The following is a 22,295-nucleotide window of genomic DNA, read 5'->3' as shown; positions in this document are numbered from 1 at the left end:
ATTATTGCTGGCGCCTTGACTTTTTTTGCCTGTCTGCCGTCAGGCAGGTTTCTTTTTTGCTTGTCCGCCTTTGGAGGGTGTCAAGACAAAAAAGAAAACGGAGGGGATGCTTTTAATGAAGAAGCGCTGCGATTAAGACACCTAAACCAAACATTCAAATTTATTATTATTATGAAACGCAACAAGATCATTTTCTGGATCGCCACCATCATCATTCTTTTATGGGAAGGTCTCATGCCCTTATCAACCGTGCTGTTTATGCCGGAATATGTTAATGCAGGCACTAAACCACTGGGTTACCCCGATTATTTTGCCTACACACTTATCATTTGCAAAGTGTTAGGAGCAGCAGCTATTGCCATCACAAAACTGCCAGCCAAACTAAGAGAGTGGGCCTATGCAGGACTTAGTTTCAACCTCCTGTTTGCAGTAATCAGTCATATCATAGTAGATGGTAACATTGGCTTCATACTTATGCCTGTAGCAGTAGGCGCCATTCTTTTTGTATCGTATTACTATCAACCCAAAAAACAGCTACATGGCTAAAACAGATTACCAGACGATCGACCAATACCATGCAGCTTTCAGTGGCGATGTTGTTGTACGAATGGAAAAGATCAGGTCGCTGATTAAAGCAGTAGTACCCGGTGTGGAAGAATGTATCAGTTACCAGATACCCTGTTTTAAATACAAGGGCTACCTGATCTATTATGCCGCATTTGCAAAGCATATTACCTTGTCGCATCCTTTTAGCCAGGCATTTCTTGATACGTTTCGGGAAGAATTACAAGGATATAAACTAAGTAAAGCAGCTATTCAATTTCCGAATGATCAACCCCTTCCTGAAAAGATGATCAAGCGTATGGTTGTGTTCCGGAAAAAAGAGAATGAGTTAAAAGGCGGTAAATGAGTATGTCAACAGCGCATAAAGGAAGTGGTATTTTTCTCACATTCAGTGGCGATTGCAGGGAAGCATTTATGCTTTATCATTCCTGTTTCGGCGGAGAATTGGTCATTGATGCATTTACGCAACATATAGAAGGGTGTTCAGCACAACCTGTCATCAGAGCGGTATTATATTCTCCCAAACTGGTTATACAGGGGTCCGATCTGGTGTATAATGAAGGAAGGCGGGTAGGTAATTATATGGCTGTATTGATTGCCTGCAATAGCTATGAAGAAAGAACCCGTTATATAGAGCAGCTTTACGATTATAAACATACCACAGTGTTAACCAGCAGCACCGAGCCACTTGTGGAAATTGTAGACAGGTTTGATGTGCGTTGGATGTTTGCGATTTAATAGCCAGGATTTGATTAGCCACAGATTCACAGATTACGCGAACTAATCTGTGAATCTGTGGCTATATAAATAAATGCTTCATTCTAAGCCTACTTTATAATTGTACTTATATTTATCGTTCAATTGCCACATATGAAGAAATGGATATTTCAGCTTGTTTGCTTATGCATGATGATTTGTGTACAGTCATTTTCCGGCGTAGCTGATGAAAAAACTGCCAGGCCTATTCTCACAGGTGCCGAGCAAACAGCTAAATACCTGCCTTTGCTGAAAGGTAAAAGAGTGGCCATGCTCGCCAATCCTACCACCATTATTGGTAAAATACATCTGGTAGACAGTCTGCAGAAACTGGGGGTGAATATTGTAAAAGTATTTGGCCCTGAACACGGGTTTCGTGGCAATGCAAGCGCAGGGGTAGAAGTATCAGATGAAAAAGATATGGCAACGGGTATTCCGATCATTTCACTCTATGGAAAGAAAAACAAACCCAGTAAAGAAGATCTGGCAGATGTGGATATCATGATCTACGATATACAGGATGTAGGTGTTCGTTTTTATACCAATATCAATGCACTGGTACGGTTGATGGATGCCTGCGTGGAAAATGGAAAAGAATTGCTGATTCTCGATCGCCCCAATCCGAATGCCTATCTGGTGGATGGTCCGGTACTGGATATGAAATACAAATCGGGTATTGGAATGTTCCCGATACCTATGTCGCACGGACTTACGGTGGGTGAATTTGCACAGATGGCCAATGGGGAAGGCTGGCTGGCCAATAAGGCAACATGTAATCTCCGTATTATACCTGTTGCCAATTACGATCACGACATGCCATACACATTGCCTGTAAAACCTTCGCCCAACCTGAATACGCAACAGGCCATTATGTTATATCCATCCACCTGTATGTTCGAAGGGGTGTACCTGAATCATGGACGTGGTACCATGTATCCGTTCACTGTATTGGGCAGTCCGGAGTTAAAAGGTATTTATTCATTTTCCTATACACCCACCAGCATCAAAGGCATGGCAGAAACACCGCTGTTTATGGATCAGGAATGTTATGGGCTCGATCTTCGTAATTACGATGTAGAAAAACTTAGAAAAAGTAAAAAGATCAATATCAGCTGGATCATTGAATTGTACAAAGCACATCCTTTCAAAGAGAAATTCTTTGAGAAACTGAGTAAAGAAATGAATTCAATAGAAATACAGATAGGTGTGGGTGAATTCAGACAGCAGGTAATAAACGGCGTTTCAGAAGAAGAAATCCGTAAAAGCTGGGAGCCGGGATTGAGTGCGTATAAGGAAATGAGAAAAAAGTATTTGTTATATCCTTAGCACTTGTTCGCTCAGGATTGTTTTTTCCTTTTAGTGCGGTAATTTCTGTTTAAGAAATTTGCCAACACTGTATAATAGTAACTTGAGTTATAAGATATATTTCATTGAAGAAGTAATATTGTTTGATAGGCAGATCATAATATTTTTGAAACAGGTATAATGTCAAATTGGTCATTATACTTCATCATTTCTTTTAGCATGGCCACATGAGTGGTTCCATACAAAACAAGTATTCTCTGTTCTTTTCCATCCAATTCTTTCAAAATATTTTCATAGATATAGGTATTGCGTCGCCACTGCTCACTGGCCAGGAAAGAACCAACGTGATTGCTTTTATCTCCGGCTTTTAAGAAAAAATAATACAGGCCAGCCAGTTTTTTATATACTGCTTCTGTATTCTGGTCAATTAGTATTTCGGTAATCGTTTTTGTTTTGAGTTGTTCATTAAAATCAGTTTGCTCTTTTTGTATTGTCTCCTGTAGGTATTTAAGCATCCCCATTTGTTGGTTTGCAGCCATAATTCTCGTTATACTATCCATAGGAAAACTCACATTGGTGTAATCAGAACAATACAGGGTACTAAGTCCACATTCCTTTGCCAGCCGAAAGCCAATTTGTTGGCTTTCACTTTTACTTAAAATATGGGTTCCGTTTTTATATGCATTTAACAATGAATCGTAACGCTTTTGACCAGCTACAGGAACTTCTATAAATATTTTATCAGGTTTAAACGTTTTCAGTTTTGCAATAAGGGCTTCAACTTCTTTCTGTCTTTTGTCAGATAAGATATTGACATCTTCAAACTTTGCAACATCTAATCCGGGATTAGCAAAATGAAAAGTGCCGAGCAGCAACACTTCTGTTTTTTTAACCAATATTGTTTGAGCACTTGAAAGGGAAGCGATAGAAAATAAAATAATAAAAACATAGATATATTTCATGACATTTATTTTATAACATACTTGACTTATTTAATTATCTCAGTTGCAATTGCTTTCAGTATATATTGTTTTGTTCATGTAGCCATTCAACACTAAAAGATGGAGATATTATCCAGGCTTGCTTATTCTGTTATATTTAATAACAGCATTCCAAAATCAGCATAATTGTCGGTATGTGTCTTAAAGCTTTGATGACTGATCATTCTAACAGCCACTATTTTATTTTTGGGGTCTATGATAAGATAATTGCCTAAATAACCATCAGCCCTGTAACTTACATTTCCACTATACTTTTTCTTCCTGATGCGAAGGCTTGCACCGAGGTTTTCACTGATATAGCCCCAGGGGTTCTCTCCAAAAATGCTTTGAATTTTGGCGACATACGCATCATTTGAATGATATGTTCCTTTTGCCTGTATAACCTTTTCAATAAATTGCTGCGATACACCAGCTTTCTTAAGTTCATCTACTATTTCATCATCTATGATTGAAACTGTTTTTTCATAGTCAATCCACCATAATATTCCATAAGCTTCATACTGCTTACATGGTGTAACAAGTTCATTGATGTATTTTTCTTCAATGATCACCTTATCATGTAGCTTTCCTTTATTGAGTACTAAAATGCCGATTTTGGCAAAGTCCATTGGTTTAATCTGACATCCAGACATTACATGCGGGTTGCCTGCGCTATCGAGCGACCAGCTAAAATCAGTAATGCCCAATGGTTTAAAAAGGCGTTCACCAATATAAACATCCATTCTTTTGCCGGTAATTTTTTGAAAGATGCCTGCCATTAGGTTGAGCGACTTGTTATTGTATGCCCATACTTCGCCTGGTTTATGGGTAAGTTCAGCCGCAAGCGCTAGCTGAACAAAATTGGGGCTTGGATAAATTTCAGCGGAAGCATTTGGGTTATTCTGCAACCCCGACGTCATATTTACCAGGTGTCTTAATGTGATAAATTGTTTTTGTCCTTGACGCCACTCCGGATAAAATTTCGAAACAGGAATATCAAGACTGTCGATTAATTTATCTGAAAGCAAACATGTAACGGCTAGCCCAACAATACTTTTGGTACAAGACATGCTTTCAATTTTATTGTTGGCTTGTCCAATACCAAAATATTTTTCAGCAATTAAAGTGTTGTTTTGATAAATGATAACAGATTCAGAATGGGTTTGTTCCGCTTTTTCAAGAACTGTGTTGAGCTTTATTTTATTAATGCTTTGTGCGTAAGTAACCAAGGCTATAAAGACGCCAGCCAGAAGAAGCAAGGGTTTTTTGTTCATAATCTTACCATTGAACTTTATCCTTCAAATTACTTGAACCATCTGCTGGTAAGTTTCAGAATTCAATAAACGGTCATTTGCTATGTTCAGAAGAACAGTTGCAAGGGTAGTTTACAGTGGTACAGAAGTAGATATTCTTGATGCTGAACAAATGACTGTAAAGTCCTGGCAGTAATATGCCTAGCATCAGTAAAGCTTTTCAGTAGAAGACAAGGTTTTTTATTCGTACCGGGGTCGAATCATAGCCGTATTTGGGCCGGGTTTACTTCGTACCTGCTACCGGGTTTCTTCGGATTTTCCCGAAGCCGCTTCGGAACTTCTTCGGGAACTCCCGAAGAACTCCCGAAGAAACCTCGAAGAAACCCCGAACATGGTACGGTCATGGTACGGACCATCTCCCTCCAGTTTCCGATGTCTTGTACTAAAAAACTGTACAGGTAAAAGGCTGATTACATGGGTCTGACCATAGCTGCTGTTTTTACAGGTAATACCGCCTGTGAGCAGCTCAGCCGAGCACTTTCTAACCCTTCATACATTTTAATTCGATCATTCCATTGAATTAATATCTTTAAAGAGACCAATTATATCCATTTATGAAACGCTTCATTCATCTGTGTTTTGCCTTAGTATGTATACAACCCATTATTGCTCAAAACAATGCGTTGTGGATGCGGTATCCTTCCATATCTCCTGATGGAAGCACCATTGTATTCAGCTATAAAGGCGATTTATATACGGTGAGTGCAGAAGGGGGTGTAGCCACCGCCATTACCACACACGAAGCACATGATTACCAGCCCGTATGGAGCAGGGATGGAAAGAAAATTGCTTTTGCCAGCAACCGCTATGGCAATTTCGATGTATTTGTTATGCCCGCCAGCGGAGGAGAAGCCACCCGCTTAACCCATCATTCCGCCAATGATTATCCCTTCGATTTTTCTACAGATAATGCAAGCGTATTGTATGGCAGTGCAAGGCATACGGTAAACACGAATGTGCGTTTTCCGAGGGGTAATTTATTTCTGCAGACCTATACCGTACCCGTAAATGGAGGAAGAAGTGTACTGGTTTCTGCTACCGGAATGGAACATGCCCAGTACAACCGTTCAGGTAACCTTATTGTGTACCAGGACAGAAAAGGAACCGAAGACCCCTGGCGCAAACACCATACATCATCCTTAACCCGTGATATATGGTTGTTCGATATAAAAGCCAATACCTACACACAAGTAAGCAAATTTGAAGGAGAAGACCGTGAGCCACTGTTCAGCAGTGATGATGCACATGTGTATTACCTGAGTGAGAAAAAAGGGGCACAGAATATTTTTAAAACCTCGCTCGATGGAAAAGAAGAAAAGCAGATCACCAATTTCAAAGATCACCCGGTAAGACATTTAACACGTTCAAACAATAACAGTTTATGTTTTAGCTGGAATGGCGATATCTATACCGTAAAGAACGATGGCAATGCCCGTAAACTGACTATTACCATTGTAAGCGATGTAAAAAACAATGCAGAACAGATGGTGCCGGTAACGGCTACCAATGGCGATATTGCCGTATCGCCCAATGGCAAAGAGCTGGCTTTTATTTTCAGGGGAGAGGTTTTTGTTACCAGTGTAGAAGGAGGTATTACCAAAAGAATCACCAACACACCGCAACAGGAAAGAATGGTAGAGTTTGGGGCCGATGGTAAAACGGTGTACTATGCTACTGAACGCAATGGTAGCTGGGATATTTATAAAACCAGCATCCTTAGAAAAGAAGAGCCTTATTTCTATGCCTCAACGCTCTTAAAAGAAGAAGCCGTACTTGCTACGGATAAAGAAGAATTTCAACCCGACATATCACCCGATGGAAAAGAGCTGGCCTACCTGGAAGACAGAAACATGGTGCGTGTGATGAATTTGGCCACCAAAGCAGTACGCACCATTCTGCCCGCAGGTATGAATTTTTCTTATGCAGATGGTGACCAGTATTTTGAATGGAGTCCCGATAGTAAATGGCTGGCCATACGCAGCAGTAAAGGTCGCTTTGGCAGCAGTGAAGTGGTAATGTATAAAGCAGATGGTACCGATAAAACCGGAACCGATCTTACCCAAAGCGGTTTCCAGGATGGCGGACAGGTATTTGCTTTTGGCGGAAAAGCCATTGTATGGTCAACCGATAAATACGGTAAGCGGCCACTGGCATACCAGGGTGCCAGGGAAACAGATATTTCCATCCTGTTTTTTGACCAGGATAGTTACGACCGTTTCAGGCTGAGCAAAGAAGACTATGCTTTGTTACAGGAACTTGATGCGAAAGTTAAAAAAGACAGTGCCTGGAAAATAAAAGACTCCATTGCCAGACAAAACTGGCAGCCTGATTTTGATAATGTCAACGAACGCAAAATAAGGCTTACACCCAACTCCTTGGTGATTGGTTCATTTACTTTATCGAATGATGGCAGCAAATTATGGTACACGGCCACCACAGAAAGAAATACCGATTTATGGGAGATGAATACCAGGACCCGTGAAACCCGCATCATTACCAGGGTAGCACCCGGTGCCGGTTTTGTGGTGAGTGCCGATGGAAAATCTTTGTTCCTCAACAGTGCACAGGGGCTGGCCAAATTTGAAACAGAATCAGCTAAAATAACACCCATCAGCATCAGGAGCGAAATGGTATTGAATGCTGCGGGTGAAAGGGCCTATATATTTGAACATGCCTGGCGGCAGGTAAAGAAAAAATTCTATGACCCCAACCTGCATGGACTCAACTGGGACATGTATAAACAGGCTTACGCAAAATTTCTGCCGCACATCAACAACAATTATGATTTCCAGGAATTGCTGAGTGAAATACTGGGCGAACTCAATGCTTCACATACAGGTGGCAGGTACAGTCCGCAGCCGCAGAATGCAGACCAGACAGCATCGCTGGGTGTATTTGTAGATGAGTTTACCGGGGGAGATGGATTGAAGATCACAGAAATCATAAAAAATGGTCCGCTCGATGTGGCGGGTACAAAGATAAAAGCAGGTATGCTGATTGAGAAAATAGATGGAGAAAATATCAGTGCTGCTATTGACTGGACCCGGCTCCTGAATCGTAAAGCAGGCAGTTATGTATTGCTGTCTGTTTTTGATGCCGCCAGCAATACCCGTTTTGAAGAAACGGTAAAACCCATTAGCCTGGGTGCAGAACAAAACCTCTTGTATAACCGATGGGTAAATACCATGCGTGCCATGGTAGACAAACTGAGCAATGGTAAAGTAGGTTATGTACATGTACAGGGTATGAACGATGGCAGTTACCGAACCGTGTATGAAGAAGTATTGGGCAGAAATGCCGACAAGCAGGCATTGATTGTAGACACTCGTTTTAATGGTGGTGGCTGGCTGCATGAGGATCTTTCTAATTTCTTAGATGGCAAAAACTATATCACATTCAAACCCTATGGTTATAGTGCCGAAGGGGGAGAGCCACAGGGCAAATGGTTTAAACCCAGCTGTGTGCTCATGAGTGAAAGCAATTACAGCGATGCCCATACTTTTCCCTATGCCTACCGTGCCAAAAACATTGGTAAATTAATTGGTATGCCCGTACCGGGTACCAGCACTTCTGTTTGGTGGGAAACCCAGATAGACCCCACGATGGTTTTTGGCATACCCATGATTGCGAATATTGGCGTAAAAGAAAAAAGACCCTTAGAAAATTTTCAGTTGGAACCCGATATCCCCGCCACCCTGCCTTACGATGCGCTGATCAATGGTAAGGATACACAGATAGAAGCGGCGGTGAAGGAGATGTTGAGGGTGATTGGGGAAGGGGATAAGTAGAGCAGTTTTGCGTGTCGTCTCCCTCCCTTGCCAAAGGGAAAAGTACACCCACGGAGAAGGAAAAACTCCATTTAATTGAGACTCTGTAAAATGAAAATGTCCTAGTTGGTATAATTTTATTCCATCTAGATACGTAAAATATTCAGTAAGGCCTTTGTTATTTAATTACTGGTATAATTTTATGCCAGTAATTAAATATTTAATAACTTTACTAAAAATGCCGATGATGGATGAAAAGTCAGATGATGGGTTAATGTCGGAAATATACCAGCTGTTGAGTCAAACTGGCCATGTAGCAGATATTGCTACTCTGATCGACAAGAAAATGACGGAGCTGGATCTTTCAGAACGTCAACTAAGTTCCATACTTGGGATCGAACGCCCATCCTTAAAAAGATTAAAAGAGGGTGAGGCGCAAAAAGTAGATATGCTTACCGCATTGAAACTCATCCAGTTTCTAAACTTGGAGGTGGGTGAATTTATTAAATTATACGTCTCGTCCTTACCGCCGGCATCGATCGGTAGTCTAGAAAAGGTTCGTAAGGCTAACTATATTGTCGAACATTTTGATCTCAAAACTTTAAAGAAAACAGGGATTATTGATTCAGTTACCGATTATGACGCGATCGAAGAACAGATTGTTCAACAGTTCGGGCTGAATTCTATTTTTGAATATTCTCTGGAGGTCGCCTATCCCATATTTAGCCGCAGCAAGCGACCATTCGCAGATCGTATGCTGGAATATTGGGTAAAATCTGCATACGCAAAATTCCAGCAGATAGCAAACCCTAATCCATATGATAAAGCGAGCTTGGAAGCTCTCATTCCTAAAATGCGGCCATACAGTCGTGACGTTGAAGCGGGCTTGCTTACAGTCATCAAAGCATTATACAATTTGGGGGTTACAGTTATAGTACAACCTTATTTGATGAAGACACACGTGTACGGTATGACCATGATTGTGGATGGTAAACCATGCATAGCTCTCTCAAACTACTATAATAAATACCCAACGCTTTGGTTTACGCTGATGCACGAGATAGCGCATGTATTTTACCATTTCGATAAAATTAAAACATTGGGTTACCATGTGTCGGGCAATGATGATTTGTACCTGATGGAACCTGAGGCAAATATGTTTGCGAGGGAGATACTCTTTTCTTCAGACAAGGTTAATTATATACGCCAGTTTATTGATTCCCCTCGTGTAGTAGAACAATACGCAGAACAGAACAAAGTGCATCCATCAATTATTTATTCCATTTTTATTCGATCACTAGAAGATGCACATCCGGGTGCGGATCATAGCAGTTGGTATGCACGTTACAACCATCAATTAAATGTATCACCTGATAGGGCTATAAAGACTATTAATACGATGTTGCACGGAAACGTAAAAGAAGATGCTGCTCGTGTTAAACAAGCTTATACAAGTGCTGTTAACAATTAATTATATAATATATGAACGGAGACCAAAACGAAAAAGCTGTTATATCCGATGAAATGCAAAAAAGTATCATGGAAATGGCTAAAAGAGCTGACGAGGAAGCGAGCAGGACAGTTCAAACTTCCATCATTTTTGAAGAACCACTTGATGAAGCAGATGCAGCTACGATCCAGGCAATCCACGATACGCAAAATCCGGAATTATCGTATAAGCTTTTTTACGCAATACAATCGCTAATGAAGCAATTCTTGCCGAAGGGAAGCGAGTATAAAAGCTTGCGTGATTATACCTACGAGTTGAAGAATATTCTGCTTACTCAAGGCCACAACAAAGATGAAAAGGGAATCAGGGGTGCTGATGCAAGACAAGCTTTTATTGCTGCAGAGCTTAATGTTATGTATCAGATCATCACCGATTGGGTTGCAAATGGCGCAATGGCGGCATACCTTATCAATAAACTACAGGATCTCTTGATTGAGCGTGGGTATGATTTCCCGGGGAATCCGAAAAGAAGAGAGAGCTAACAGTTAGACTGAGACAGTAAACAAATAATTTGCCGAACTAGCAGTAATTATTATCGAATTTTTTTCCTTTTTTGCAACATATTCAGAATCACAAGAAGTTCGACGAAGATATATCTCAAAGAGAACTGTGTGTTTTATCATGCCGGAGTGTTATTTACTTTTAGTGTTGCCAAGTTCTTAGTTAACAGTTGAGGATGATAACTGATTATTAACTATCTTATGTGCAAGTTGTCGCGTAATCCTTTACGAGAAACATCTGCAGGGAATCTTAGACATAGTAGACCCTGCTTAGAAAAAATGGGATTTTGCAATTATAAATAATATTCTTTGTGCCTTTGATTTTCATCAAAGTATGTTTTTAACATTGTCATTAAACCTTCTTGCTCATGTTTTGGACTAACCTGTATCATGCTTTTAAGGGTTTCGTAATAACCAATTATAGTTTCTCCTTCCCCAACTTCTTCAATTAGCCAAGAAATATCGTTATCCATTTGGGCGTATAAAAGCAACGTGCCCCTCCACCAATTTTGAAATAATAATGGTGCTATTTTTATTCCACGGTGTTGACTTATTTCACGTGCACAAAGATGTTCTTGGAACCTTAGGTGTCCAAAACCAAATTTCCCATCATCCGTCATTGGAACTAGAATATTACAAGGGTCAATTAACTCTGATACAGCTCGTTTAGCATTATTGGCGCTCATTTTACCCCTTAGTAAAGAAGCAGCCATATTCATTAATGTTTCTTTATCTTCTTCGCGTTTATTATTGTAATGGAGGAAAAAAGCTAATTTCCTAGAAACCATTTCTAGATCTTGTGGAGTAGTTTCTAGTCGTTGTTGAATATTTTTTACTCTATCGTAATAGCCTGTTAATAGTCTTAATCTATCGTCATAGAGCTTAGTTTCAGTAATTGGCAAATCCACTTCATTGCGAGCTAATACGCAAACAGTTGTTAATAATAATGGACTTAATACGACTTCACTTAATTCAGGGTTTAATCTTAGGTGCCTCTTTACTTTATCAGCAAATTTTTTCTCGCCGTTTTCAAACCATTGTTTTATAAAAGTATTTCTTTGTTGAACAGTAAATGGTAATAGAGTCACTGCAAAGAAGGGGATTTCTTCAATATATTTTCCAGAAACACGTGAAGTTACAACTACCTGACAATTTGGATAGTTCTCTGAAAGAGTTACTATTGCTTTTGTAAGCCATGGATTTGGTTTAATGGCTTCATCTAATCCGTCTAATAGTAAAGTTAATCTCTTAGTTTGTAAATATTCAATAAACTGGTGAGGCTGAATTTTGATTCCTTTAAATATTAAATACTTTGAAATTGCATCTGAGAAATTGGTGATCTTATAATCATCATCTAAGTTGGACTCATTTTTAATCCAATTCAGAATTGTATTTGCTAAGGGGATGCATATAACCAAAGGGTCATCTAAGTCAGCTGCATTTAGAGCATACATTTGCACACTTGTTGATTTTCCAGCTCCTGCTTCCCCTAGAAGGATAATATTTTCTCCTGTATCAAAAATTTGTCCAATCGGCAATTTGAACCTAGTCTTTTCATGATTTGTTCTGTGAATTTTTTTTGATTCCAGACCGGTGCATTGAGTAAAGTAACTACGAGTAAAGAAAAGAGAAGTATTATTTAGTATTTTTTTTGATTTGATAATGAATTCTTTTAACCCAGAACGAGAATGTTTCTTTTTATTTAAAATCAATACTTGCTCTTCTATCCATTTTCGTTTTTGAAGAATTTGGTTCGTTATTTTACTTCCATAAATCGGGATTGTAGCGCTAAATTTTTTCTTATTTAAATTTTCTTTAGTAATTTCCAAATTGATTTTATCTATTTCATTTCTCTTTTTTGATTCACTATAGGATTTGCTATTTTTTATTTTGGACAAAGTGCTCCTTAGCTCTTTCTTCTTAATCTCACTCAATTCATTTTGTTCTTTTAACTCATCGTACTCTCTCTTAAGTAATTCGAGATTAACTTTTATGAAGTCTAGTTTATATTCTTTAGAAAGAATTGCTAAGTCTTCAAGTAATAATAAAAAATGAGGTTCATCAAAGGTGAAATTGATATCAATTGGTTTAAATTCGGTATCAAAAAAGAGCTCAGTAGATTGTCTGCCCACGGAGAAATCTATATCTGTATAAATTACTTTCAGATCCTTACTTTTATTAAAGCCAATAGCTTTTAATAAAATATCATTAGTCAAGTAGTCGCTAAGTTTATCTTTTATTTCTATTGAAACGCCTAATAATTTCTCAGCATATTCTGGGTAATGTTTTAAGAACAATTCGACTAATTCATTTCCATCAATTATTCTTACTTTATTTTTAAGTTCATCATAGCTGCCTAATCTGGTTTGTAGAACTGCTACATCTATGTCATATGTGCTAATTAGTACCGCTTCTACTGGTTGGTAATTGAATTGATCAATTCCGAGGATTCTATCTTTTAATGAAGCTATTAACTGGTTAACAACGGTTTGGAAGCTATTTGAATGGCTTGCTGTTTTTGAAAATTTATAGTGTTTGACTTGAGCAACTAATAAACGATCACCGCCTAGTTTTTGTGGTTCCCAAAAGATAATATCTTTACCATGTTCAGTCGGTCCTCCATAAAATTCTACTCTTTTGAATTCTAATTTTTCCAGAAGGGGAATGATACCATGCTTTGTAAGCTCATTTTCAGGAATTGACTGAAGAGCTCTCATTAATTTTCTTTTAGAAGACTCTAAATTCATAATAACGGTATAAATATCTGAAGAATTAATACTCGGGATCATCTAATATACCATATTTATTTTATATAACAAATGCGATTTAACTTTTGTAAAGTTTCAGAACGTAGGGAACTGAAATGAGAGGGCTGGTCTTAAAAGAAGAAAGCCCCACATTGCTGTGCGACTTTCGTTGCCCGACTAGCATTATTTTCTAACCGATTCCATGAGTATCTTCGTCAGCTTTCGGATATGAAGAGGTGAACTATGCTATTCCTTGTTGCTAGATCCTGTTTATATAATGGTATCATTGATCTGCAAGCGGTATCCCTTACCATGTACATTTACAATCTGTATCGACGCATCGCCCTCCAGTTTTTTTCTGAGTTTCGATATGAATACATCCAGGCTCCGTCCTACAATCACGCCTTCATCTTCCCATATTTCTTTTTGAAGCCGCTGTCTTTCAATAAGATTGCCAGTAGCATCGGCAAATATTTTCAGCAGTTTATTTTCCTTGGGCGTAAGTTCTGTTGTTATACCCGAAATAGTGATTTGCCTTTTTCCCGGTTCAAATAAAGTATCGCCGATCTTCATAACACCTGCGTTCGTATCTGCTCCTGCACCCCTCGACCGCCTTGTTCTCAAAGGACGCACAGCCAGTAACCCGATAAAAGCGAAAACAGATAATCCACCTATCAGGTATGCTTTGTTGATAGGGGTAAAAGCCTTGTTCTGAAATTTTATACTAACAAGGTAACAGGCACGCGGCTGCCTGCGGCCCAAACAGGGTACAATATTGTTCTGTTTTTGCTGAAAGATGCTATAACCGAATAAAATATCCTTACCCGAGCAGTTCAGTACATTAACGATATAATCTTTTGCAAGCGGATCTTTCTCCAGCGACTGCCTGATGATCTTAACCAGTGAATCTGTTTCAAAACTAAATTCATTTTCAAACCTTATCTGGTATTCATGCGGTGCTATTTCCTGTATGGGTAATACCCTCGAAGTACTGTCGCCCGCATGCAACAGTATCTCATGCCCGATATTCCTCAACAGTATCTGCCGTTTGGCAAGGTCAAAATTTTCATTACCCGTAAAGCCGAACGCTGCACAAATGACTGTACCTGTGAGCAGAAAAAGGAGCGGCAGTATGTAACGCCTCTTCTTTTCAGGATATATCGTATCGTCTTTAATGGTCATTACGCAGAATTTACAATGTTTACACTTTAATTTACCATATTAATAGCATCGAATACAGCAGGTGAAAGTAGTTTGCTCTTTCAAATGTAAACGCTATGATAAATAAAGTCACTACCACTCTTGTATTAATGATGCTATTCCAGACCCTTGCCTGTACACAGCAGTTGCAGCCAGGCTGGCAACTCGATGTTCAAAAAAGCAAAGTTTTGTGGAATACCGGAAAAACGATGGGTGGTCATTACGGTTATTTCCTTTTTCAGTACGGCCATTTAGAGTATTCAGCCAAAGGCGAACCTGAACGCGGAACCTTCTATATGGATATGAATAGCATCCGCACAACGGATAACCCCAACGAGGCAGAGGGAAAAAAGAAGGATGCAGAGTTAAGAGAAAACGATTTTTTTGCATCGGACCAGTATCCAATAGCGACCATGGTTGTAAAGAAAATCACCCGGATTGGTTCATCCACCGACTATACGGTAACGGGAGAGCTTACCATAAAAGGCATCACTCAGCCAATCGAATTTAGGGCTACCATTATCACAAAAAAGAATACCAGCCATATTACTGCCAAAGTTGACATAGCGCGCCAGTTATGGAATATTCATTCAAAACCACAAACGTTTTCTACTGATTTTTTATCAGGCATCAAAGAAAAACTGGTGCCGGATATTCATGTGTCGCTGGATATTGTCATGAATCAATAAAGCTTAATCGGGGGGTAGGGGTTAGAGGTTAGGTGTTTGTCAATAATATATTTTTTCCTCCTAACGCCTAACCTCTAACCCCTAACATCTACCACACCTTTCACTTGCTGATTTTTACGCTTCCATTTGCCGGCTAAAACCTGGATTAATAGGCATAAAAAAAGTTTAAAAGTCATCTTGCAAAAAATATCTCCATAAGCTAAAATTTACAGCGGCTTACAAACTTGAATCGTTGTAGTTAAGGAGTAATGGGTTCTGTATTTTTTGGGAAATGCCTTTTAAATTTATGGCACCATCAACACTTAGATGATCGCAATTGCTTGAAAATCATCGATATACATCTTTTACTCGATTCGTTAATTTCCTTAGCTTTAATATTTCAAATCAATTAATTGTTTAGTTTTGAACTATGAGTGAAAAGGATATAAATAACCTTCTCGAATTGGTTGAATCTCAAAATCAACAAATTGCAAGTCTTACTAAAGAAGAGGCTCTACAGTCATTGGTAGAAGCCGGTATTTTAGAGAAGGATGGTAAATATGCTCAACCTTATCAGGAAATGCTCATTGCCGCAGAGCAATAATTTCTTGTAATTCAATTATCCAGATGTATAACACCAGGCCCGGATTAATGATAGGCTTTCATGGTTGTGATGAGTCCAGGCAACAGGAATTATTGTCAGACCCTTCTAAATTACCTAAATCTGAAGAAGCATTTGATTGGTTAGGCAATGGCATGTATTTCTGGGAAAATAATTACCAGCGGGCGATGAAGTGGGCACTTGATAAACAAAAGCTGGGGAGAATAAAGAAAGCGGCAGTAATTGGAGCAGTGATCGACCTCGGATATTGTTGTGATTTTCTGGATTCGCAGTTTATTCATCTGATTTCTGGTTACCATTCAGCAATGGTAGACACTTATCAAAAAGCTGGTAAAGAAATACCTACTAATAAAGATGCAACTTCGGATACTAATAATGATTTGTTAGTTCGTTTTCTCGATTGTGCAGTGATTGAATTTATGCACAGCAAAATTAAATCGGCAGTAAGAGCTGATATAGATGTTAAGGGATACAGTAATTATAAAATATTTGATTCTCTTAGGGGTGTTTATGTAGAAGGTGCCCCTGCTTTTGATGGAGCAGGTCTGAAATCAAAAAGCCATATTCAAATTTGTGTCCGCAATCCCAATTGCATCAAAGGTTATTTTCTTAAAAGGGAGGAAATTGATTTTGTTGCAGAAGAATTAGCCAGATGATTTTTCCCTTCTTTAAAGTGATGATTTCTTTTATCTTCTAGATTCCGAAACTTTCTTAAAATTTACATAGAGGGCTGTTCTCAAAAGAAAAAGCCCCACATTTCTGTGAAGCTTTCTTCGTTGTCGGAACTGAGTTACGTTCGTTTCAGTTTCAAAGAGATTTATCCATGATTTGTGGATTATTTTAGAGTAATATTTTATTAATCAATCGATTAGAAAAGCATAGGGTGTAAAAAATAATTGAATCAAAATCTTAATCGGTGATTTGCTTTTTGAGAACGTAGTGTTATTCTATTTTATTTATATATTTATTAAAAAAGCAAAATGGAATTTACTGAAAAACAGAGCTTGGTCAGAACTAAAGCAAGTTTATTAGTTGTTTTACCTCTTTTGGCTCCTGGGATATTATACATTTCTGGGTTATCGCAAAATGCAGTATTAACTAGTTTGATTGTATCAGTAATTATCTGTGTAGTTAGCTGGTTTTTTTTGAAAACTATACAATTGATTTTACACGTAAATGAAAGTGGTATTTCTTTTCAAATTAAAGGATTGCAAAGAAAGGAAGAAGTAGTTTTATGGGAAGATATTAAGCAAATTGAAAAGACATCTATTAAACCGCTGAGTCAATTTGGAGGGTGGGGGCTGAGATTCTCACGTTCTAGAACAGGGTATATTTTTGAAGGAGAAGATGGCGTTGAGTTAACTACTGTTCGTAACAATATATTTGTGATTACTATAAGAGATACCGAATCTTTTTTTACTACCATTTCTTTCTTTCAAGCGAGGTTAAATAAATAGGTTATTGAGTTAGTTTGGTATTTACTATCTAAAAAAGTTAAATCTCTGAAGTATTTGTGTCAACTATGTGTGAACTAAAAAGAAAAACCGCCATAAGTATAAGACTTACAGCGGTTTTTAATTTGGATTGTTGCCCGACCTGGATTCGAACCAAGACATACTGAACCAAAATCAGTTGTACTACCCTTATACTATCGGGCAATCCGACCCCTTCATTTCTGAATGGGGTGCAAAAATAAGGGGGAAGGGGAATTGTTCCAAATTTTTTAGCTGCATTGAACAGAAGAACAGAGAAACAGAGGAATATCCAACTCCCAATTTGGACATTGGATATTCCTCTGTTTCTCTGTTCCTCTGTTTGTTTCTATTCCTCCGCTTCTTTGAGTGCTTTTATAAGGTCCAGCGCTTCCGCCACCACATCGCACATAATGGTGATGAGCGAGCCGGGTTTGGCGGTGTTGTAGGCGTGCATAATGGCTTCTTTCTCGTTGTAGATGATGGTAAGGGGAATGTCTTTGCCTTTGGTATCATTAATGCCTTCAACCAGCAGGTTCACAATTTCTTCGGCGGTACGGCCACGCAGGTTTTTATCCTGACGAATAATGATTTCATCAAAACTCCGGCCGGAAATACGCCCCAGCTCACGGATATCTTCATCACGGCGGTCGCCCGTGCCACTGATGATGCCCACTTTGGGGTGACCATCCATCTTACCCACAAAATCGCAGAGCAGCTCGAGCCCGGCCGGATTATGGGCAAAATCGACCAGGAACTTGAAATGTTTAAACTCAAACAGGTTCAAACGACCCGGTGTTTGGGAAGGAGAAGGCACAAAACTGGTGAGTGCCGTTCGAATATCTTCTATACTGATATCTTTAAACAGGTAAGTAGCTAAAACGGCTGGGAGGGTGTTCATGATATTGTGAATGGCTTTACCACCGTAGGTAATCGGAATTTCGCTCACTTTAATCACCCTTATCTTCCAGGTGCCTTTCAGGATAGATACATAACCGTTTTCAAACACCACCGCATATCCACCTTTCTGGCAATGTTCCTGAATGCGTGGGTTGTTTTCATCCATACTGAAATAAGCCACATTACAGGTGAGTCCTTTGTGCATATTGTACACCAGGTCGTCATCGGCATTCAGAATGGCAAAACCATGGTTAAAAGTGGTTTCGGGTATTACGGCTTTGGCGCGGGCCATTTGTTCGAGTGAATCAATACCGCCCAGTCCTAAATGATCGGCCGTAACATTGGTAACAATACTCACATTACAGTTCTGAAAAGCAAGTCCGGCTTTTAGTAAGCCACCTCTGGCACATTCAAGCACCGCAAAATCAACCGTCGGGTCACGTAATACAAACTGGGCACTCAGCGGACCTGTACAATCACCCTTCATCATCATCTGGTTCTGGATGTATACACCATCGCTGGTAGTATAACCCACTTTGCGACCTGCTGTTTTACAGATATGGGCTGTGAGTCGGGTAGTAGTGGTTTTACCATTGGTACCAGTAACGGCAATAATGGGTATGCGGCCATCTGAGCCCTGCGGAAATAACATATTGATGACAGGCTCTGCCACATTACGTGGTAAACCTTCAGCGGGTTCTATATGCATACGGAAACCGGGTGCAGCATTTACTTCGAGTACCGCACCACCGTTTTCAAAAATGGGGGCACGTAAATCGGGAGCCATAATATCAATACCACAGATATCCAGTCCGATAATTTTGGCAATGCGTTCTGCTAAAACAATATTGATGGGATGCACTTCATCCGTAACATCTGTAGAAGTACCTCCGGTGCTGAGATTGGCCGTGGGTTTAAGCAAGACCTGTTCGCTTTTGGCAGGAATGGTATCCAGTGTATATCCTTTTTCATCCAGCATCTTTTGTGTAAACTGATCGATGGTAATTTGAGTGAGCACTTTCTCATGCCCATAACCACGGCGAGGGTCTTTATTGGTTTCATCAATCAGCCATTGAATATTGTGTTCACCATCGCCCACAACAGAAGCAGGGGTGCGTAAGGCGGCACATACAAATTTGTAATTGATGACCAGCACCCGAAAATCAAATCCCGTAATAAACTTCTCTACAATCACCGAGCGACCATATTGTTTGGCGGCTTCCAGTGCTTTTACAGCCTGCTCCCAGGTGGTGATATTGGTGGTATTGCCTTTACCATGATTGCCATCAATGGGTTTGATGACAAGCGGATAACCATATTTGGCCACGGCTTCTTCCAGTCCGGCTTCGGTACGAATGACCGTGCCTCTGGGTACCGGAATTTCAGCCGCTTCGAGCAGGTTTTTGGTTTCTTCCTTATCACAGGCGATGTCTACCGCAATATTCGAAGTGGTACTGGCAATAGTGGCGCGTATGCGTTTCTGGTGAACGCCATAACCCAATTGCACCAGACTTTGTTTATTCAGTCGGATATATGGAATACCACGTTTGGCCGCTTCATCTACAATACATCCGGTAGAGGGGCCCAGACGGGTGTCTTCCCTGATTTCACGTAAGCGTTGAATGTCGGCCGACAAATCGTAAGCTGTTGCATCTACCAGTGCCTGTGCTATTTTTACAGCAGCTTTTGCGGCATAAGCGCCCGCATCTTCTTCCATATAATTAAATACCACATAGTATTCGCCTTCTTTACCTGTGCCGCGTGTTCTACCAAAACCACAGTTCATACCCGCCAGCGTTTGTAATTCGAGGGCAATATGTTCAATTACATGACCCATCCAGGTACCTTCTTTTACCCTTTCAAAAAATCCACCCGGTTTGCCTACACTGCAACGATGTGAATACATGGATGGAAAAAGGGTTTCGAGACGGGATAGAAAACCGTCGATGGTATTGGTAGGGCGTTGTTCCAGTTCTTCGAGGTCAAGCTTCATCTGGATCAGCTTGGGTCTTCGCACGCTCCAATAATTTGGACCACGTAATACTTTAATCTCTTCAATCTTCATACAGTTGTTTTGATTTGGCTGCTATTTATACACAGTAAATACCCATTGAGCAGGATATGGAATATAGTACATTTTCAAATAAGGCATACCCGTTGAAATCACTTATTTTTGTTTGGAACGAACTTAAAGGGCATGAGTATTCCAAAAGGCAAGCTGATCGCTATTGGCGGTGCAGAAGATAAAGGGACGGATCTGGAAAAAGGAGAAGTTCACCGTAATAACCTCAATTTTTTTGAACTGGGTATCCTCCGCAGAATCGTTGAAGAAACAGGTGGTACCGACTCCCGTATAGAAGTCATAACCACCGCATCTACCATTCCGCAGGAAGTAGGCGATAATTATGTACATGCATTCAGTAAAATCGGTTGTACCGATATTGGCGTGATGCATATCCGCAACCGCGAAGATGCCATGCGACCAGATTATGTACAGCGAGTTCGCAATTGTGCCGCAGTCATGTTCAGTGGAGGTAACCAGATGCGACTCACCGCCATCTTCGGTGGTACCAGTTTCCTGAAAACCATTCACGATCGTTACCAGCATGAAACATTTGTAATTGCAGGTACTTCAGCAGGTGCCATGGCCATGAGTAATACCATGATTTATGAAGGCAATGCCACCCGAGCCCATTTAAAGGGGGAAGTAAAAATTACTACCGGTCTCGGTTTTATGGACAACGTTATCTTCGATTCTCACTTTGAAAAACGGGGTCGTTTTGCCCGTCTGGCGCAGGCGGTTTCATCCAACCCATCCTGTATTGGTATTGGTTTGGGAGAAGATACCGGCATGCTCATTACCCGTGGCAACCGCATGGAAGCCATTGGCAGTGGTCTGGTGATTATTGTAGACGGTCACGAAATACGACATAGTAATATGGCCGATATACCCGAAGGAAACCCCATTACCATTGAAAACCTGAAAGTGCATTTCTGCGCCAAAGGCAATGGATACTTAGTGAATGAAAGAACTTTTGTAGAGCAAATGGGGACGGCAACCACGCCGGTGATGACGGATGTGTATTGAGGAATCGTGTGAGGTGAGACGTGAAACGTGAGAGGGTGTGAGAGATAGAAGAACCCTTTGTGAAACTCCGTGCCAAACTCTGTGTAACTCAGTGGTGAAAAAAGTGAAAAGTGAAAAGTGAAAGGGGGGCTTCATTTCCAAATTTTCAAATTTTCAAATTTTCAAATTACAATGAACAAACTCATTCTCTTAACGCTCTTCATCGCTGCGATGTTTATTCTGTCATCTTATCGTTCTGATAAGAAAAAGAAAGTAGTTTTTTTTGGTGACTCCATTACTGAGTTGGGAGTTAAGCCCAATGGTTATATCCGTGTAATCGAAGACCTGATTCGTAATGAAGATAAGGTTACACAATATGAACTGATCGGTAAAGGTATTGGCGGAAATAAAGTGTACGATCTCTACCTGCGTATGGAAGAAGATGTACTGAAATTACAACCCGATATTGTTGTAGTGTATATCGGTGTAAATGATATCTGGCACAAGAGTATGATGGGGACCGGAACTGATTTCGATAAATTTGGAAAATTCTATACAGCACTGGTTAAGAAATTACAGGTGGCAGGTGCAAAAGTAATTCTCTGTACACCGGCAGTTATTGGTGAAAGACATGACAGTAGTAATCCGCAGGATGGAGAACTCAATCATTACAGTAACTGGATCAGGAAATTCTCGACAGACAATCAATTGCCTCTGGTTGATCTGCGTTCTATCTTTCTTAACTACAGCAAAGCAAATAATCCCAATAACCTGGATTCAAAAATACTTACCTACGATCGCGTGCACCTGAACGATGAAGGAAACAAAGTGGTGGCGGAAGCGATGTGGAAAGTGATTAAGAAAGTGAGTGGTGAGTAGTCAGTAGTGAGTTGGAATTTTGGATCTGTATAATTTATGCGCATA

General features: G+C 39.9%; 18 protein-coding genes and 1 tRNA gene. 13 read left to right on the top strand and 6 right to left on the bottom strand.

Annotated features, from left to right (window positions below; all coding sequences use genetic code 11):
- Positions 1-171 precede the first annotated feature (171 nt).
- From KXJ59_RS15360 to KXJ59_RS15345, 4 genes are all read left to right on the top strand, one after another.
- Entirely contained in the window at positions 172-546 is a 375-nt protein-coding gene (locus tag KXJ59_RS15360; RefSeq protein ID WP_295206624.1) for a DoxX family protein, read from the top strand.
- Positions 539-910 (top strand): DUF1801 domain-containing protein, encoded by a 372-nt coding sequence (locus KXJ59_RS15355; protein ID WP_295206621.1) that lies wholly within the window; start codon positions 539-541, stop codon positions 908-910. The genes KXJ59_RS15360 and KXJ59_RS15355 overlap by 8 nt, the downstream gene beginning before the upstream one ends.
- Positions 907-1,302 carry a hypothetical protein gene (locus tag KXJ59_RS15350; RefSeq protein WP_295206619.1) on the top strand — a complete coding sequence of 132 codons (396 nt, stop codon included), beginning with the start codon at positions 907-909 and terminating at the stop codon, positions 1,300-1,302. Before KXJ59_RS15355 ends, KXJ59_RS15350 begins: the two co-directional genes overlap by 4 nt.
- Before the next feature lie 132 nt (positions 1,303-1,434).
- The gene (locus tag KXJ59_RS15345; protein WP_295206616.1) at positions 1,435-2,646 is read left to right on the top strand and encodes a DUF1343 domain-containing protein; all 1,212 of its coding nucleotides are present in this window, start codon (positions 1,435-1,437) and stop codon (positions 2,644-2,646) included.
- Positions 2,647-2,780: 134 nt separating this feature from the next.
- On the opposite strand, the gene KXJ59_RS15340 is transcribed toward KXJ59_RS15345, so the two are convergent.
- Positions 2,781-3,587, bottom strand: coding sequence for a DUF5694 domain-containing protein (locus tag KXJ59_RS15340; RefSeq protein WP_295206613.1), 807 nt, complete (start codon positions 3,585-3,587; stop codon positions 2,781-2,783).
- 122 nt (positions 3,588-3,709) lie between these two features.
- Complete coding sequence (locus tag KXJ59_RS15335) at positions 3,710-4,879, bottom strand: serine hydrolase domain-containing protein (protein ID WP_295206610.1); 1,170 nt, start codon at positions 4,877-4,879, stop codon at positions 3,710-3,712.
- A 593-nt stretch (positions 4,880-5,472) separates the two neighbouring features.
- Between KXJ59_RS15335 and KXJ59_RS15330 the strand changes: the two genes are divergently transcribed.
- The 3 genes from KXJ59_RS15330 (at position 5,473) to KXJ59_RS15320 (ending at position 10,677) form a co-directional block, all read left to right on the top strand.
- Positions 5,473-8,706: a S41 family peptidase gene (locus tag KXJ59_RS15330; protein ID WP_295206607.1), complete on the top strand. Its 3,234-nt coding sequence runs from the start codon at positions 5,473-5,475 to the stop codon at positions 8,704-8,706.
- 181 nt (positions 8,707-8,887) lie between these two features.
- Positions 8,888-10,156: an XRE family transcriptional regulator gene (locus tag KXJ59_RS15325; RefSeq protein ID WP_295206605.1), complete on the top strand. Its 1,269-nt coding sequence runs from the start codon at positions 8,888-8,890 to the stop codon at positions 10,154-10,156.
- A gap of 11 nt (positions 10,157-10,167) precedes the next feature.
- A complete protein-coding gene (locus KXJ59_RS15320) occupies positions 10,168-10,677 on the top strand; it encodes a hypothetical protein (protein WP_295206602.1) in 510 nt (169 codons plus the stop codon).
- Between the two features lie 311 nt (positions 10,678-10,988).
- Here KXJ59_RS15320 and KXJ59_RS15315 read toward each other — a convergent pair whose 3' ends face one another.
- Complete coding sequence (locus KXJ59_RS15315) at positions 10,989-13,442, bottom strand: hypothetical protein (RefSeq protein WP_295206600.1); 2,454 nt, start codon at positions 13,440-13,442, stop codon at positions 10,989-10,991.
- 270 nt (positions 13,443-13,712) lie between these two features.
- A complete protein-coding gene (locus tag KXJ59_RS15310) occupies positions 13,713-14,624 on the bottom strand; it encodes a winged helix-turn-helix domain-containing protein (RefSeq protein ID WP_295206597.1) in 912 nt (303 codons plus the stop codon).
- 95 nt (positions 14,625-14,719) lie between these two features.
- On the opposite strand from KXJ59_RS15310, the gene KXJ59_RS15305 reads away from it, so the two are divergent.
- From KXJ59_RS15305 to KXJ59_RS15290, 4 genes are all read left to right on the top strand, one after another.
- Positions 14,720-15,331 carry a YceI family protein gene (locus tag KXJ59_RS15305; RefSeq protein ID WP_295206594.1) on the top strand — a complete coding sequence of 204 codons (612 nt, stop codon included), beginning with the start codon at positions 14,720-14,722 and terminating at the stop codon, positions 15,329-15,331.
- Between the two features lie 409 nt (positions 15,332-15,740).
- A complete protein-coding gene (locus KXJ59_RS15300; RefSeq protein WP_295206592.1) occupies positions 15,741-15,914 on the top strand; it encodes a hypothetical protein in 174 nt (57 codons plus the stop codon).
- Positions 15,915-15,961: 47 nt separating this feature from the next.
- The gene (locus KXJ59_RS15295) at positions 15,962-16,588 is read left to right on the top strand and encodes a hypothetical protein (RefSeq protein WP_295206589.1); all 627 of its coding nucleotides are present in this window, start codon (positions 15,962-15,964) and stop codon (positions 16,586-16,588) included.
- A 324-nt stretch (positions 16,589-16,912) separates the two neighbouring features.
- The gene (locus tag KXJ59_RS15290) at positions 16,913-17,389 is read left to right on the top strand and encodes a hypothetical protein (RefSeq protein ID WP_295206586.1); all 477 of its coding nucleotides are present in this window, start codon (positions 16,913-16,915) and stop codon (positions 17,387-17,389) included.
- Between the two features lie 130 nt (positions 17,390-17,519).
- Here KXJ59_RS15290 and KXJ59_RS15285 read toward each other — a convergent pair.
- Positions 17,520-17,590: transfer RNA gene (locus tag KXJ59_RS15285), tRNA-Gln, on the bottom strand.
- A 163-nt stretch (positions 17,591-17,753) separates the two neighbouring features.
- Positions 17,754-20,369 (bottom strand): cyanophycin synthetase, encoded by a 2,616-nt coding sequence (gene cphA / locus KXJ59_RS15280; protein ID WP_295206584.1) that lies wholly within the window; start codon positions 20,367-20,369, stop codon positions 17,754-17,756.
- 132 nt (positions 20,370-20,501) lie between these two features.
- On the opposite strand from cphA, the gene KXJ59_RS15275 reads away from it, so the two are divergent.
- A complete protein-coding gene (locus KXJ59_RS15275) occupies positions 20,502-21,392 on the top strand; it encodes a cyanophycinase (protein WP_295206582.1) in 891 nt (296 codons plus the stop codon).
- A 171-nt stretch (positions 21,393-21,563) separates the two neighbouring features.
- Positions 21,564-22,250, top strand: coding sequence for a GDSL-type esterase/lipase family protein (locus KXJ59_RS15270; protein ID WP_295206578.1), 687 nt, complete (start codon positions 21,564-21,566; stop codon positions 22,248-22,250).
- Positions 22,251-22,295: the final 45 nt, after the last annotated feature.

It is taken from the genome of Sediminibacterium sp., assembly GCF_019264485.1.
Classification (GTDB): Bacteria; Bacteroidota; Bacteroidia; order Chitinophagales; family Chitinophagaceae; genus Sediminibacterium.
Note: the sequence above shows the minus strand (reverse complement) of the source record. Positions and strands in the feature narration are given on the sequence as shown.

What these genes read in the sequence shown, in the direction of transcription:
- KXJ59_RS15310 (WP_295206597.1), bottom strand. Translation starts at nt 14,624, where the DNA reads ATGACCATTAAAGACGATACGATATATCCTGAAAAGAAGAGGCGTTAC.
- KXJ59_RS15300 (WP_295206592.1), top strand. Translation starts at nt 15,741, where the DNA reads ATGAGTGAAAAGGATATAAATAACCTTCTCGAATTGGTTGAATCTCAA.
- KXJ59_RS15360 (WP_295206624.1), top strand. Translation starts at nt 172, where the DNA reads ATGAAACGCAACAAGATCATTTTCTGGATCGCCACCATCATCATTCTT.
- KXJ59_RS15315 (WP_295206600.1), bottom strand. Translation starts at nt 13,442, where the DNA reads ATGAATTTAGAGTCTTCTAAAAGAAAATTAATGAGAGCTCTTCAGTCA.
- KXJ59_RS15275 (WP_295206582.1), top strand. Translation starts at nt 20,502, where the DNA reads ATGAGTATTCCAAAAGGCAAGCTGATCGCTATTGGCGGTGCAGAAGAT.
- KXJ59_RS15330 (WP_295206607.1), top strand. Translation starts at nt 5,473, where the DNA reads ATGAAACGCTTCATTCATCTGTGTTTTGCCTTAGTATGTATACAACCC.
- KXJ59_RS15325 (WP_295206605.1), top strand. Translation starts at nt 8,888, where the DNA reads ATGCCAGTAATTAAATATTTAATAACTTTACTAAAAATGCCGATGATG.
- KXJ59_RS15270 (WP_295206578.1), top strand. Translation starts at nt 21,564, where the DNA reads ATGAACAAACTCATTCTCTTAACGCTCTTCATCGCTGCGATGTTTATT.
- KXJ59_RS15305 (WP_295206594.1), top strand. Translation starts at nt 14,720, where the DNA reads ATGATAAATAAAGTCACTACCACTCTTGTATTAATGATGCTATTCCAG.
- KXJ59_RS15295 (WP_295206589.1), top strand. Translation starts at nt 15,962, where the DNA reads ATGATAGGCTTTCATGGTTGTGATGAGTCCAGGCAACAGGAATTATTG.
- KXJ59_RS15335 (WP_295206610.1), bottom strand. Translation starts at nt 4,879, where the DNA reads ATGAACAAAAAACCCTTGCTTCTTCTGGCTGGCGTCTTTATAGCCTTG.
- KXJ59_RS15345 (WP_295206616.1), top strand. Translation starts at nt 1,435, where the DNA reads ATGAAGAAATGGATATTTCAGCTTGTTTGCTTATGCATGATGATTTGT.
- KXJ59_RS15350 (WP_295206619.1), top strand. Translation starts at nt 907, where the DNA reads ATGAGTATGTCAACAGCGCATAAAGGAAGTGGTATTTTTCTCACATTC.
- KXJ59_RS15290 (WP_295206586.1), top strand. Translation starts at nt 16,913, where the DNA reads ATGGAATTTACTGAAAAACAGAGCTTGGTCAGAACTAAAGCAAGTTTA.
- KXJ59_RS15355 (WP_295206621.1), top strand. Translation starts at nt 539, where the DNA reads ATGGCTAAAACAGATTACCAGACGATCGACCAATACCATGCAGCTTTC.
- KXJ59_RS15340 (WP_295206613.1), bottom strand. Translation starts at nt 3,587, where the DNA reads ATGAAATATATCTATGTTTTTATTATTTTATTTTCTATCGCTTCCCTT.
- KXJ59_RS15320 (WP_295206602.1), top strand. Translation starts at nt 10,168, where the DNA reads ATGAACGGAGACCAAAACGAAAAAGCTGTTATATCCGATGAAATGCAA.
- cphA (WP_295206584.1), bottom strand. Translation starts at nt 20,369, where the DNA reads ATGAAGATTGAAGAGATTAAAGTATTACGTGGTCCAAATTATTGGAGC.